Raw genomic sequence first — 14,031 nt, 5'->3', positions numbered from 1 at the left:
CGCCATTACTCCATTCTGATGTTTCAGCGATTTCGCATCCGTCCCGTGAACAAAAAAACGCGTCTGCACCGACCGGAAACCGGTCAGGGCAGACGCGAAACACAGCGGACAAGCGGGAGAGGGAGGGAGGCTTGCCCGCCGAAGGGGGTTGAAGCCGCTTAGACGGCCTTCGTCAGTTCGGGAATGACGCTGAACAGATCGCCCACCAGACCGTAGTCGGCCACCTGGAAGATCGGCGCTTCCGGATCCTTGTTGATCGCCACGATCACCTTGGAGTCCTTCATCCCAGCCAGGTGCTGGATCGCACCCGAGATGCCCACCGCGATATAGAGCTGCGGGGCGACGATCTTGCCGGTCTGGCCGACCTGGTAGTCGTTGGGCACGTAGCCGGCGTCGACCGCGGCACGGCTCGCGCCGAGGGCGGCACCGAGCTTGTCGGCCAGTGGCTCGAGCATGGCGTGGTAGTTCTCGCCGCTGCCCACACCGCGACCACCGGAGACGATCACCTTGGCCGCGCCCAGTTCCGGACGGGCGCTCTTGACGATCTCGCGGCTCACCAGCGTGGCCATGCCGAGGTCGGCCGGCGCGGTGACGGCTTCGATGGCGGCCGCACCGCCCTCGCCCGCCGCTTCAAACGCGGTGGTGCGCACGGTGATGAGCTTGATCGCGTCCGCACTCTTGACCGTGGCCAGCGCGTTGCCGGCGTAGATCGGGCGCACGAAGGTGTCGGCGTCTTCGATGGCGACGATGTCGCTGATCTGGGCCACGTCCAGCTGTGCTGCCACGCGCGGCAGCATGTTCTTGCCCGCGCTGCTGGCCGGAACCAGGATGTGGCTGTAACCCGAAGCCAGACCCTTCACCAGTTCGGCAACGTTCTCGGCGGTCTGCGCTTCGAGGTGAGCGGCATCGGCCACCAGCACCTTGGCCACACCGGCGATCTTCGCCGCGGCTTCGGCCGCTGCGCCGCAGGCACTGCCGGCGACCAGCACATGCACGTCGCTGCCGAGCGCTGCGGCGGCAGTGACGGTGTTGAGGGTGGCTGCCTTGATGGCCTGATTGTCGTGTTCGGCAATTACAAGAATGGACATGTCAGATCACCTTCGCTTCGTTCTTGAGTTTCTCGACCAGCTGGGCCACGTCGGCCACGCGCACACCGGCGCTGCGCTTGGGCGGCTCGGAGACCTTGAGCGTGGTCAGGCGCGGGGCGACGTCGACGCCGAGCGCGTCCGGCTTCACCGTCTCGAGCGGCTTCTTCTTCGCCTTCATGATGTTGGGCAGCGTGGCGTAGCGCGGTTCGTTCAGGCGCAGGTCGGTGGTCACCACCGCCGGCAGCGAGATCGCCAGGGTCTCCAGACCGCCGTCGATTTCACGCATCACGCTGGCCTTGCCGTCGGCCAGGGTCAGCTTGGAGGCGAAGGTCGCCTGCGGCCAGCCGTTGAGCGCGGCCAGCATCTGGCCGGTCTGGTTGGCGTCGTCGTCGATCGCCTGCTTGCCGCAGATCACCAGCGTCGGGCCTTCCTTGTCGCACACCGCCTTGAGCAGCTTGGCCACGGCCAGCGGCTGCAGCTCGACATCGGTCTCGACCAGAATGCCGCGGTCCGCCCCGATCGCCATCGCTGCGCGCAGCGTCTCCTGGCAGGCGGTCACGCCGCACGATACCGCCACCACCTCGGTGGCCACGCCCGCTTCCTTCAGACGCACCGCCTCTTCAACCGCGATCTCGTCGAACGGGTTCATGCTCATCTTGACGTTGGCGATGTCCACACCGCTGCCGTCCGCCTTGACGCGGACCTTCACGTTGTAATCAACAACGCGTTTGACCGGGACCAGAATCTTCATACTCAATCTCCATCGTTCTTGTTTGAACGGGTCTTCGCACAAAATGATCTGGCGCAGACAGGCAAAGCCCACTGCGCCAGCTCGACCGTTAAGCAATGACCAGCAAGACCGTTGCGGTCGCATTCAGATGACGCCGGCACTCCGCAAGCCGTCGATTTCGGCGCCACTCAGTCCAAGTGTTTCCTGCAGGATCTGCCCGGTATGCTCACCGAGTGCGGGCGGCGCCGAGCGGTACTCGACCGGCGTTGCCGAAAAGCGCATCGGATTTGCCACCAGCGAAACCGACCCGGCGACCGGGTGCGGCATGTCAACCTTGAGCCCACGCGCCTGCACCTGAGGATCTGCAAACACGTCCGCAAGGGTGTTGATCGGTCCGCAGGGTACCGCTTTTGCCTCCAGTGCCGCAATCCAGTCGGCCGTGCTGCGCTCGATGGTCAGGCGCTTGAGCGCTGGAATCAGGCTTGCGCGATTCTCGACACGCGCCCTGTTGGTCGCATACCGTGCATCTGCAGCAAGCTCGGGCTGACCGGCCTCGGCGCAGAAACGCGCAAACTGCCCGTCATTGCCGATGGCGAGAATCATGTAGCCATCCGCAGTCGGAAAATCCTGATAGGGCACGATGTTCGGATGCGCATTGCCGAGCCGCTTCGGATTGTTGCCGGTGGTCAGGTAATTCATCGCCTGATTGGCAAGGCAGGCCACCTGCACATCGAGCAGGGCCATGTCGATGAACTGACCTTCGCCGCTCCGCTCACGCCAGGCCAGCGCAGCCTGAATCGCGTTGGTGGCATACAGCCCGGTGAGGATGTCGGTCAGTGCCACACCGACCTTCATCGGACCGCCGCCCTCTTCGCCATCCGGATGCCCGGTGAGGCTCATCAGACCACCAAGGCCCTGGATCAGGAAATCGTAGCCCGCACGCGGCGCGTAAGGACCATCCTGACCGAAGCCGGTGATGGAGCAATACACCAGACGCGGATTGACCACCTTCAGTGATGCATAGTCCAGCCCGTACTGCGCCAGACCGCCAAGCTTGAAGTTCTCGATGACCACGTCGGACTCGGCCGCAAGCTTCTTCACCAGCGCCTGTCCCTCGGCACAGGTGATGTCGATGGTGATCGAGCGCTTGTTGCGGTTGGCGCACAGGTAGTAGGCCGCCACCGAGGTGTTCTCACCAGCCTCATCCTTGAGGTACGGCGGCCCCCAGCTACGGGTATCGTCACCCGCACCGGGGCGTTCGACCTTGATCACGTCTGCCCCCAGGTCTGCCAGCATCTGTCCGGCCCAGGGGCCGGCCAGAATGCGCGACAGATCGAGAACGCGAATGTGCGAGAGGGCGCCCATATCAGTTGCTGAACGCAGCGATGCCGGTGATGGCGCGGCCGAGGATCAGCGCATGCACGTCGTGCGTGCCTTCGTAGGTGTTCACCACTTCCAGGTTCACCAGGTGGCGGGCTACGCAGAACTCGTCCGAGATGCCGTTGCCGCCAAGCATGTCGCGCGCCATGCGGGCGATGTCCAGCGACTTGCCGCAGCTGTTGCGCTTGATGATCGAGGTGATCTCGACCGGTGCGTTGCCAGCGTCCTTCAGACGACCGACCTGCAGGCAGCTCTGCAGACCCAGCGTGATCTCGGTGAGCATGTCGGCGAGCTTCTTCTGCACCAGCTGGTTGGCTGCAAGCGGACGACCGAACTGATTGCGGTCCATCGTGTATTGACGCGCAGTTTCGTAGCAGGCTTCCGCCGCGCCGAGTGCGCCCCAGGCGATGCCGTAGCGCGCCGAGTTCAGGCAGGTGAAGGGGCCTTTGAGGCCGCGCACCGTCGGGAAGGCGTTTTCTTCCGGGCAGAACACTTCGTCCATGACGATCTCACCGGTGATCGAGGCGCGCAGGCCGACCTTGCCGTGGATCGCGGGTGCGGACAGCCCTTTCCAGCCCTTCTCCAGCACGAAGCCGCGGATCTGGCCTTCGTCGTCCTTGGCCCACACCACGAACACGTCCGCTATCGGGCTGTTGGTGATCCACATCTTGGAGCCCGACAGGCTATAGCCGCCGTCGACCTTGCGCGCACGGGTCACCATGCTGCCGGGGTCGGAGCCGTGGTTGGGCTCGGTCAGGCCGAAGCAGCCCACCCATTCGCCGGTGGCGAGCTTGGGCAGATACTTCTTCTTGGTGGCTTCGTTGCCGAATTCGTTGATCGGCACCATCACCAGCGAGCTCTGCACGCTCATCATCGAGCGGTAGCCGGAATCCACACGCTCGACTTCACGCGCAATCAGGCCGTAGCACACGTAGTTCATGCCGGCGCCACCGTACTCCTCCGGGATGGTCGGCCCGAGCAGGCCGAGTTCGCCCATCTCGTTGAAGATCTCGCGGTCGGTCTTCTCATGGCGGAAGGCTTCCTGCACACGCGGCAGCAGCTTTTCCTGGCAGTAGGCGCGCGCAGCATCGCGCACCAGACGTTCGGTTTCGGTCAGCTGGCCGTCCAGAAAGAAGGGGTCAGCCCAGTCGAACGCGGTTTTGCCTGCAGCCATGTGGATCTCCTTGAACGAATCTTGGTGGTTTGTTGGCGGCAGCATCGTCTGCCCCGCCCGGTGAATCGATACTAGGCTTCCCCGGCGCTGTCGGCAAACGACTATTTCGAAGTAAGCTGTGCGTTCTATTCACTCCGTAATTCCGACTCAGGTTCAATACGACACGCCGGAAAGAGACCGTCCATGCGCAGAAAAATCCCCAGCACCGCCGCCTTGCTAGCGTTTGACGCCTCGGCACGGCACGAAAGCTTTACCCTCGCGGCCGATGAACTGGCCCTGACGCAAAGTGCAGTCTGCCGTCAGATTGCGTCTCTGGAAGACTTCCTCGGCGTCAGCCTGTTTCGCCGCACGCGGCGCGGCGTGCGTCTGACCGAGGCCGGAGAGAGCTACAGCCGGCAGATTTCGGCCCGGCTCGACGCGGTCGAACGCGACACGCTGTCGGTGATGTCGCACCATGGACGCGGCGCCAAGCTGGAGCTTGCGGTGGTGCCGACCTTTGCCACACGCTGGCTGCTGCCGCGGCTGCCGGACTTCCTCGCCCGCCACCCCGACAGCACCGTCAACATGAGCACACGCACGCGCCCCTTCCTGTTCGACGAGACCGAGTTTGACGCCGCAATCTACTTTGGCGACGCCGGATGGCCGGGTACCGAGGCCCACTTTCTGATGCACGAGAATCCGGTGCCGGTGTGCAGCCCCAAGCTGAAGGGCGTGAAGCCGGTGATGAACGCGGCGGAAATCTCCACCCTCCCCCTGCTGCAGCAGACCACCCGCCCCTACGGCTGGCGGCACTGGTTCGAGTCGCTCGGCATGCGGGTCGAGCAGGACATGAGCGGACCGCGACTGGAACTGTTCTCGATGCTGGCGCAGGCCGCGATTCACCAGCTCGGCGTGGCGCTGATCCCGCCCTTCCTGATCCGGCAGGAGCTGGATGCTGGCGAGCTGATCATGCCCTGCCCGCACAGCGCGCGCAGCGAACGCGCCTATTATCTGATCGTGCCCGAGCGCAAGGCAGAGCGGGTGGCGCTCACCGAGTTCCGCCTGTGGCTGCAAGCCGAGACAGCGCGTTATAGTGAGCACGGCACACCGCCGCTGTGAGCCCGGCTCACACCTTGCGACCTACAAACCGGCCCGGAAACAGGACGATTACTTCCCGATGCACCTGGACCCGCTGCAGATCATCATTCTGAGCCTGAGCTGGATCGCCTATGGCGCTATCCACTCGCTGCTGGCCGCGCTTGGCTTCAAGGCCCTGGTGGCGCGTCACGCGCCCGCGCTGATGCCGTCCTACCGCATTCTGTTCAACCTGCTCGGCATCGTACTGCTGGTCCCGCCGCTATGGCTCACCTTCAGCTGGTCCGGCCCCCTGCTGTGGGCATGGACCGGTATCTACGCGTGGCTGGCCAACGCCCTCGCGCTGGCTGCGCTTGCCGGCTTCGCGGTCTCGAGCCGCTATTACGACATGGGCAGCTTCACCGGTCTCGCGCAATGGCGCAGCCGCGAACATGCCGTGGAGGATCTCGGCGGCTTTCGCCTCTCGCCGCTGCACCGCTACGTCCGCCATCCGTGGTACGCACTCGGACTTGTCATTCTCTGGACCCGCGACATGGACGAGGCGCGACTGCTGAGCACCGTGTTCATCTCGCTCTACCTCTGGATCGGATCGCTGTTCGAGGAACGAAAGCTTCGCGGCTTCCATGGCGAAGCCTATGTACGGTATCAGGCCAGGGTCCCCGGCCTGTTCCCGCTGCCGGGTCGCCGCCTGAGCGCGGGCGAAGCGCGCGAACTCGAAACGATAAGCCATCCTCAAACCCGCACACCATGACGAATAACCGCCACCACGAGTAAACCGCCATGACCGTCCGCAGCATCCTGAAAATGGGCGACCCACGCCTGCTCCAGCCCGCCGCCCCGGTGAAGGCCTTCGGCACGCGCGAGCTGAACACCCTGATTGCCGACATGTTCGACACCATGGCCGCGGCCGGTGGCGTCGGCCTCGCAGCGCCCCAGATCGGCGTCGGATTGCAGCTGGTGATTTTCGGTTTCGAGCGCAGCGCGCGCTACCCCGATGCACCGGCAGTTCCACCCACCATCCTGATCAATCCCGTGCTCACGCCGCTCGGCGCAGAAGAAGATGAGGACTGGGAGGGCTGCCTGTCGGTGCCGGGCCTGCGCGGCATCGTGCCGCGTTTTCGCCGCCTGCGCTATCAGGGCTTCGATGCCGACGGCACACCGATCGACCGCTGTGTGGACGGGTTTCATGCGCGGGTCGTCCAGCACGAGTGCGACCACCTGATCGGCACCCTGTACCCGATGCGGGTTCGTGATTTCAGCCGTTTTGGCTATACCGACGTACTGTTCCCGGCCCAGGGGGATGCGCCGGCAGCCGAATGAAGCTGTTTCCGCCGGACCACCGAGCCTGCGCTCAGCGCTGGACTGACAGCTCTCCGGCCGCGTCGCGCACGCTGTGATCCTGCCCGACAAACGGGAAAGCGAGGCCTGGCGCCCTTGAGCGCAGCAGATCAGCCAGCGCCGCGCCCGAGCCGCAGGCCATGGTCCAGCCCAGCGTGCCGTGCCCTGTGTTGAGCCAGAGATTGGGCAGCGCCGTGCGCCCGATCAGCGGCACACTGGACGGTGTGACCGGACGCAGCCCGCACCACAGTTCCGGTTCGCTGGTCTCGCGCAGATCAGGGAAAAGACTGCGGGTGCGCGCGAGCAAGGCATTGCTTCGTGCAGGATTGAGCGACAGGTCGTAGCCGTTGAATTCCGCTGTACCCGCGACCCGCAGGCGATTGCCCAGACGGGAGAACACGAGTTTGTGGCCGTCGTCGGTGAGACTGACGGTGGGTGCGACGGAATCGGGCGCCAGGGCCAGCGTTGCTGAATAGCCCTTGGCGGGATACACCGGAATACGCAGTCCGAGCGGGCGCAGCAAGAGCGGGCTGTAGCTCCCCAGCGCGACCACACAGGCGTCGGCCTCGATGCGCCCGCCCGTGTCGGTGAGCACCGCGGTTACGCGTTCGTCTTTACGCTCAAGCGCCCGGACCCCGTCGCCGAGCATGAAACGCACACCGATCCGCCGGCAATGCGCTGCGAGTTGCCGGGTAAAGACATGGGCATCGCCCGACTCGTCCTCACGGGTGTAATCGCCACCAACGAGCGCGGACGCACTTGAAGCCAGCGCCGGTTCGAGCGCAATGCATTCGTCCACGCTGAGCAGTTTTCGGTCGCAACCGAACTCACGCATGATGCCAGCCGCATGTACCGCCGCCCGATACTCCGCAGGATCGGTATAGAAATGCAGAATCCCGCGCTCCAGATGGTCGTAGTGCAGCCCGCCTTCACCCGCAAGTTCGCGCCGCAGGCTGCCGAGGCACTGGCGGCTGTACGAGGCCAGATTCAGAATGTGGCGGATGTTCTGCCGCGTGCGCCCCGGCAGGCACTCGCGCAGGAAACGCAGCGTCCAGCCAAGCAAGGCCGGATCGGCACGCAGACGAAAGAGCAAGGGGGCATCTTCGCGGCCGAGCCAGGACAGGGCTTTCAGCGGCGTAGACGGGTTCGCCCACGGTTCGGCGTGGGACACCGCAATCTGGCCGCCGTTGGCGAAGCTCGTTTCCAGCCCGGTATCCGGCTGGCGGTCGATCACCGTCACCTCGAAACCGGCTCGCGCCAGATACCAGGCCGACGCCACGCCGACCACACCGGCCCCCAGCACCGCAACTCTCATCATGCATCTCCGCTTGTTGTGGGCGCCTTGCCTGCAGTCCCTGCCGAAACCCCGACTCAGGCGCTACTCTGACTGCTCTCCGGCATCGCATCGGCCTCGATCTTTGCCATGGCCTGTGCCGCCCGCTGCAAGGCCGGCAGCAGCTTGAGCACCTTGTCGTGGCTCAGCCGCATCACCGGCGCCTGGATCGCGATCCCCGTGTTCGAGCGCCCGTTCGGGTTCGGCACCAGCACCGCCAGACAGAACAGCCCCGGCAGGAACTCTTCGTCGTCAAACGCGTACCCGTCCCGGCTCACCCGCTCCACCTCCGCGTCGAGCGCCTCGAACGTGGTCAGCGTGCGTGCGGTGTATTTCTCCAGCGGCGTGTGTTCGAGCAGGCGTTTGCGCTGGCTCGGGCTCATCTGCCCCAGAAACAGCTTCCCGCTGGCCGAACAGTGCGCCGGCACCCTCGAGCCCGGGTGCAGGTAAAAGCGCAGCGGCGCCGGCGTCTCCACCCGGTCCAGGTACAGCACCTCGCTGCCCGACAGCGCGGTGAGGTTGCAGCTCTCGCCCACTTCATCGACCAGCTGGCGCAGCACCGCGCGCCGCGCACCATGCACCGTGTTGTTCAGCAGCAGCTGCTCGGCCATGCGCCGCAGCCGCATCCCCGTACTGTAGTGACGCCCGTCGCCGTCCCGTTGCAGCATCCCCGCGCTCTCGAGCTGCTGCAGCATCCGGTGCAGCGTCGGCTTCGGGAGACCCGTCTCTTCCACCAGCGATTGCAGCGAGAAGAACTGGTTCTTCTGCGCGATCACTTCGAGCAGCGCAAACAGGCGCAGCGTCGGCGTATCCCCGTCGATGCGGGCGATCTCCGGCTGCGTGGCGCTCTGATGCGAGGTGTGTGTGGTGTCGTTCATGGCCGTTCCATCATAGTTCAGTTTCTTTTTCCGATACAAGTCGTATCGTTTTTTGAAATTTTTCGTTGACTCCCATCTCTCGCCAGCCTAAAGTTCGTCTCAATCTCACTTATCGGAACTCTTCGTACCGGTTTCGATATAAAACCTTCCCTAACAGGAGACAGCGCATCATGAGCGATCAGAACAGCCAAGCCAACCGGTCCGTGCCCGTCGGTCCCACCCGCATGACCCCTTCCGAGGCCTTCGTCGAGACCCTGGTCTCGAACGGCGTGACCGACATGTTCGGCATCATGGGCTCGGCCTTCATGGATGCGATGGATATCTTCGCGCCGGCCGGCATCCGCCTGATCCCGGTGGTGCATGAGCAGGGCGCCGGCCACATGGCCGATGGCTTCTCCCGCGTCTCGGGTCGCCACGGCGTGGTGATCGGCCAGAACGGCCCCGGCATCTCCAACTGCGTGACCGCGATCGGCGCCGCCTTCTGGGCCCACAGCCCGGTGGTGATCGTGACCCCGGAGACGGGCACCATGGGCATGGGGCTGGGTGGTTTCCAGGAGTGCAACCAGCTGCCGATGTTCCAGGAGTTCACCAAGTACCAGGGCCACGTGACCCACCCGGCCCGCATGGCCGAGTACACCGGCCGCTGTTTCGATCGCGCCATGAGCGAGATGGGCCCGACCCAGCTGAACATTCCGCGTGACTATTTCTACGGTGACATTACCTGCGAGATTCCCAAGCCCGCCCGTCTGGACCGGGGCGCCGGTGGCGAGCAGTCGCTCGACGAGGCCGCAGCGCTGCTGGCCACGGCCAAGTTCCCGGTGATCATCTCCGGCGGTGGCGTGGTGATGGCCGATGCGGTCGAGGAGTGCAAGGCCCTGGCCGAGCGCCTGGGCGCACCGGTGGTCAATAGCTACCTGCACAACGATTCCTTCCCCGCGAGCCATCCGCTGTGGTGCGGCCCGCTGGGCTACCAGGGTTCGAAGGCGGCGATGAAGCTGATGGCGCAGGCCGACGTGGTGGTGGCGCTGGGTTCGCGTCTGGGCCCCTTCGGTACCCTGCCCCAGCACGGCATGGACTACTGGCCCAAGAACGCAAAGATCATCCAGATCGACGCCGACAACAAGATGCTCGGCCTGGTGAAGAAGATCTCGGTCGGGATCTGCGGCGATGCGAAGGCGGCCGCCGTGGCGCTGACCCGTCGTCTGGAAGGCAAGACCCTGGCGTGCGATGCCGACAAGGCTGCCCGCGCGCAGAAGATCGCCGACGAGAAGGCGGCGTGGGAGAAGGAGCTCGACGAGTGGACGCACGAGAAGGATGCCTTCAGCCTCGACATGATCGAGGAGAACGCGAAGGAGAAGACCTTCCAGGGTGGCGACTATCTGCATCCGCGTCAGGTGCTGCGTGAGCTCGAGAAGGCGATGCCCGAGGACGTGATGGTGTCGACCGACATCGGCAACATCAACTCGGTGGCCAACAGCTACCTGCGCTTCGAGAAGCCGCGCTCCTTCTTCGCGGCGATGAGCTTCGGCAACTGCGGTTACGCCTTCCCCACCATCATCGGTGCCAAGGTCGCCGCGCCCCATCGTCCGGCCGTGTCCTACGCCGGCGACGGTGCCTGGGGCATGAGCCTGATGGAGACCATGACCTGCGTGCGTCACAACATCCCGGTCACCGCGGTGGTGTTCCACAACCGTCAGTGGGGTGCGGAGAAGAAGAACCAGGTCGATTTCTACAACCGCCGCTTCGTCGCCGGTGAGCTCGACAACCAGTCCTTCGCCGAGATCGCCCGCGCCATGGGCGCCGAGGGCATCACCGTCGACAAAATCGAGGATGTCGGCCCGGCGCTGAAGAAGGCCATCGACATGCAGATGAACGAAGGCAAGACCACCATCATCGAGATCATGTGTACCCGTGAGCTCGGCGACCCCTTCCGCCGCGATGCACTGTCCAAGCCGGTTCGTCACCTCGACAAGTACAAGGACTACGTCTGACCTGCTGAGCAAATGCAGAGGCGATTGCTGACCCCTCAGGCAATTGTCTCCGTTGCTGCACCCTGTCTGCACCGCTCAATCCAGACCCATCCCTCCTTGGATTGAGTTTTTCGCCGGAAGTCCTGGTCCCCCTTAACCAGGGTTTCCGGCGCATTTTTTTCTGCACCTCCCACAGCCGGACTTCGTGAGGAACGAGACTGATGAAAGCGCTCAACCGAATCATTGAGCAGGCGCAAAGCGCGCCCGCGCGGATTGCATTGTCCGAAGGTGACGACGCCCGCGTACTCGAGGCTGCCGTACGTGCAACCCGAGAAGGCATTGCCCGGATCATTCTGGTCGGGGATCGCAACCGCAGCACCGCATTGGCAGCCGAGCATGGACTGCCGCTAGACGGCATCGAGTTTCACGACCCGGCCGACGCCCCCAACCAGGCCGCGCTCGCCCGCACCCTGTTCGAGTTGCGCAGCAAGAAAGGCATGACCGCCGAGCAGGCAGAGACTGCTGCACGCGATCCGCTGGTCTGCGCCAACCTGCTGGTACGCACCGGCTACGCCGACGGCACCGTATCGGGCGCAGTCCGCACCACCGCGGATGTCGTGCGCAATGCGATCCAGGTGATCGGTGTGAACCCGTCATTCAAGCTCGTATCCAGCTTTTTCCTGATGATGCTGTGCGAGCCCTTTCATACGCTCAAGGGCGGACTGATCTTCTCCGACTGCGGTCTGGTCGTCGATCCGAACGCAACCGAACTGTCCGAGATCGCCATGGCCGCTGCGGACAGCGCACGCAACCTGCTGATGGAAGAACCGCGCGTTGCAATGCTGTCCTTCTCCACCAGCGGCAGCGCCCGCCACGCCGCGGTAGACAAGGTGGTCGAGGCGTCGCGCCTGGTGAAGACACAGCGGCCCGGGCTGGCCATCGACGAAGATGTGCAGCTCGATGCCGCCATCGTCGCCGAGATCGCCAACCGCAAGCTGCCGGCATCCCAGGTCAAGGGCAAGGCCAACGTCCTGATCTTCCCCAACCTCGAAGCCGGCAACATCGGTTACAAGCTGGCCGAGCGCGTAGGGGGTGCGGTCGCCATCGGCCCTCTGCTGCAAGGCCTGGCCAAACCCGCCAACGACCTCTCGCGCGGCTGCAGCGCCGAAGACGTCTTTCACGTCATCGCAGTCACCGTGGTGCAGGCACTGACAGCAAAATCGGCGGCTGCCGCATAAGGCGTCGGCACCGAACGCCCGCACCGGCCCCATCCGGACCGCGCCGGGCGTCTGACCTAACTGGGCGGACAAACAATGAGTATCGAACACCTCACCGCACTCATGTTTGTGATTGCGATCGCGACATATATCCAGACCGTGACCGGTTTCGGTCTCGGCATGATCGTGATGGGCGCGACGAGTGGATTCGAGCTGGCGCCGGTTCCGGTCGTCGCCGCGGTCGTCAGCCTGATCACCCTGGTCAACAGTGCCGTGGCGCTGCCAGGGCGCATGCACCTTGTCGACTGGCGGGCGGCAGGAGCGGTGCTGCTCGGCGTCATCCCGTCAATCGTGGCCGGCGTGCTGTTGCTCAACTACCTGAACAGCGCCGCATCAATCATTCTGAAACTCCTGCTCGGCGCGGTCATTACCTACAGCGGCGTGGTGTTCGCCCTGCGCCCGACGCAGCACGCGGAACGCTCGCCCGACCGCGGCTTCTTCGTCTGTGGACTGTTCTCCGGCCTGTTCGGCGGTCTCTTCGGCATGGCCGGCCCCCCCGCGATCTTCCACTTCTATCGCCAGCCGATGGATCTGGCTGTCGTGCGCCACATGCTGCTGCTGGTGTTCGCCTTCACGTCGGCGACACGCACGGTCTATCTCGGGATCAACGGCGAACTTACACGCGAGATCTGGATCCTGGCCGCAATCGCCGCCCTGCTCGTCGCACTCGCCACTGCGGCCGGCAGGCACTACCCGCCCCCGCTGGCACAGGTCACGATGCGGCGCATTGCCTTCGGCATCCTGATCCTGATCGGTGCAGGCCTGGTGGTGTCGGCACTCTCGGAACTGGCATTCTGAATCGATCCGTGCCGGGGTCCGGGGTATCAGCTTTCCGGAAAGAGGATGGCACCCATCTCGGTGGCAGCAGACCTCAGTTGGGGCACGTTCTCGAACAGATTGTCGAGCGACAGGCGTGCAGTCGGCGCATGACAGGCAATCGCTGCAACCACCTTGCCGTCGGGTCCGTGAACCGGAACCGATACGGCAATCATGCCGCGCACGAACTCCTCGTTGTCGACCCCGACGCCGCGCTTCATGTTCTTCGCCAGCTCGGCCTCCAGCTCCTGGCGGTCGATGATCGTGTGCGGTGAATGCCGGGCGAGCACCTGGCGCGACAGGATGCTCTGGCGCTCGAGCAGTGTCATGGACGCAAGAAAGAGCTTTCCGCTGGCCGTGCAGTGCATCGGGACCCAGGTGCCGAGGGGAAGGTGCATGCGCAGCGGCTCACTCGTTTCTACACGTTCGACATAGAGCACCCGGCCTGCGTCCGGCACCGTCAGGTTGCAGGTTTCTCCAAGCCTGTTGACCAGGTTGCGCAGCACCGCCCTGCATGCCCGCCGCATGTTGGTTCCGCGCAAGGTCTTCAGCGCCAGCGTGTTGGCACGGGGCCCGGTAACGAAGCCTCTCTCGGCGGGCATGTGCAGCACGTAACCGTGCTTCTCCATCGACTGCAGCAAGCGCATCAGCGTGCTCTTGGGTACGCGCATCAGGCCCGCAAGTTGCGCCAGCGTGAGCGGTTGCGTCGATTCGGTGAGGAGTTCCAGAACGGTGAGTGGCCGCAGTCTTCGCACATCCTCATTGGCACCGTCGAGCTCGGACAGTGTTTCATCGAATTCGTCCGGATCAGGCAATGCTGCAGTGCGATTCTGGTCCGCATGAACGCGATTCTGTTTCATTTTCTGTCTCCATTGCAGATTAGCCTTGGTTTTTCTTATACCTCGATCAATAGTCACTATACAGCTTTTATGAAACGCAGCGTTTCACTTTCAAAAACAGGCTTCGACACCTA

At 64.2% G+C, this 14,031-nt stretch carries 13 protein-coding genes; 6 read left to right on the top strand and 7 right to left on the bottom strand.

The features are described 5' to 3' along the window. Positions 1-158: 158 nt before the first annotated feature. The 4 genes from CEW83_RS03405 to CEW83_RS03390 form a co-directional block, all read right to left on the bottom strand. Entirely contained in the window at positions 159-1,088 is a 930-nt protein-coding gene (locus CEW83_RS03405; RefSeq protein WP_108948090.1) for an electron transfer flavoprotein subunit alpha/FixB family protein, read from the bottom strand. Between the two features lies 1 nt (position 1,089). Next, positions 1,090-1,839, bottom strand: coding sequence for an electron transfer flavoprotein subunit beta/FixA family protein (locus CEW83_RS03400; RefSeq protein ID WP_108948089.1), 750 nt, complete (start codon positions 1,837-1,839; stop codon positions 1,090-1,092). 123 nt (positions 1,840-1,962) lie between these two features. After that, complete coding sequence (locus CEW83_RS03395) at positions 1,963-3,183, bottom strand: CaiB/BaiF CoA transferase family protein (protein ID WP_108948088.1); 1,221 nt, start codon at positions 3,181-3,183, stop codon at positions 1,963-1,965. A 1-nt stretch (position 3,184) separates the two neighbouring features. After that, entirely contained in the window at positions 3,185-4,372 is a 1,188-nt protein-coding gene (locus tag CEW83_RS03390) for an acyl-CoA dehydrogenase (RefSeq protein WP_108951169.1), read from the bottom strand. A gap of 183 nt (positions 4,373-4,555) precedes the next feature. Here CEW83_RS03390 and CEW83_RS03385 point away from each other — a divergent pair, with 183 nt between their 5' ends. From CEW83_RS03385 to def, 3 genes are read left to right on the top strand one after another with little or no spacing between them, the layout of a single operon-like run. Further along, a complete protein-coding gene (locus CEW83_RS03385; protein WP_108948087.1) occupies positions 4,556-5,470 on the top strand; it encodes a LysR substrate-binding domain-containing protein in 915 nt (304 codons plus the stop codon). Positions 5,471-5,528: 58 nt separating this feature from the next. Beyond that, a complete protein-coding gene (locus tag CEW83_RS03380) occupies positions 5,529-6,197 on the top strand; it encodes a methyltransferase family protein (protein ID WP_108948086.1) in 669 nt (222 codons plus the stop codon). 29 nt (positions 6,198-6,226) lie between these two features. Then, entirely contained in the window at positions 6,227-6,766 is a 540-nt protein-coding gene (gene def, locus CEW83_RS03375; RefSeq protein WP_108948085.1) for a peptide deformylase, read from the top strand. Between the two features lie 31 nt (positions 6,767-6,797). Here the strand turns inward: def and CEW83_RS03370 are convergent, their stop codons facing one another. Further along, the gene (locus CEW83_RS03370) at positions 6,798-8,099 is read right to left on the bottom strand and encodes a D-amino acid dehydrogenase (RefSeq protein WP_108951168.1); all 1,302 of its coding nucleotides are present in this window, start codon (positions 8,097-8,099) and stop codon (positions 6,798-6,800) included. Between the two features lie 56 nt (positions 8,100-8,155). Continuing rightward, positions 8,156-8,995 (bottom strand): IclR family transcriptional regulator, encoded by an 840-nt coding sequence (locus CEW83_RS03365; protein WP_108948084.1) that lies wholly within the window; start codon positions 8,993-8,995, stop codon positions 8,156-8,158. A gap of 170 nt (positions 8,996-9,165) precedes the next feature. Between CEW83_RS03365 and xsc the strand changes: the two genes are divergently transcribed. The 3 genes from xsc to CEW83_RS03350 all read left to right on the top strand — a co-directional run bounded on the left by xsc (position 9,166) and on the right by CEW83_RS03350 (position 13,040). After that, positions 9,166-10,986, top strand: coding sequence for a sulfoacetaldehyde acetyltransferase (gene xsc / locus CEW83_RS03360; protein WP_108948063.1), 1,821 nt, complete (start codon positions 9,166-9,168; stop codon positions 10,984-10,986). A gap of 200 nt (positions 10,987-11,186) precedes the next feature. After that, complete coding sequence (pta, locus tag CEW83_RS03355; protein ID WP_108948083.1) at positions 11,187-12,203, top strand: phosphate acetyltransferase; 1,017 nt, start codon at positions 11,187-11,189, stop codon at positions 12,201-12,203. 75 nt (positions 12,204-12,278) lie between these two features. Continuing rightward, positions 12,279-13,040, top strand: coding sequence for a sulfite exporter TauE/SafE family protein (locus tag CEW83_RS03350; protein WP_108948082.1), 762 nt, complete (start codon positions 12,279-12,281; stop codon positions 13,038-13,040). Between the two features lie 26 nt (positions 13,041-13,066). On the opposite strand, the gene CEW83_RS03345 is transcribed toward CEW83_RS03350, so the two are convergent. Next, positions 13,067-13,918 carry an IclR family transcriptional regulator gene (locus CEW83_RS03345; protein ID WP_108948081.1) on the bottom strand — a complete coding sequence of 284 codons (852 nt, stop codon included), beginning with the start codon at positions 13,916-13,918 and terminating at the stop codon, positions 13,067-13,069. Positions 13,919-14,031: the final 113 nt, after the last annotated feature.

Source organism: Parazoarcus communis (assembly GCF_003111645.1).
Classification (GTDB): domain Bacteria; phylum Pseudomonadota; class Gammaproteobacteria; order Burkholderiales; family Rhodocyclaceae; genus Parazoarcus; species Parazoarcus communis_A.
Note: the sequence above shows the minus strand (reverse complement) of the source record. Positions and strands in the feature narration are given on the sequence as shown.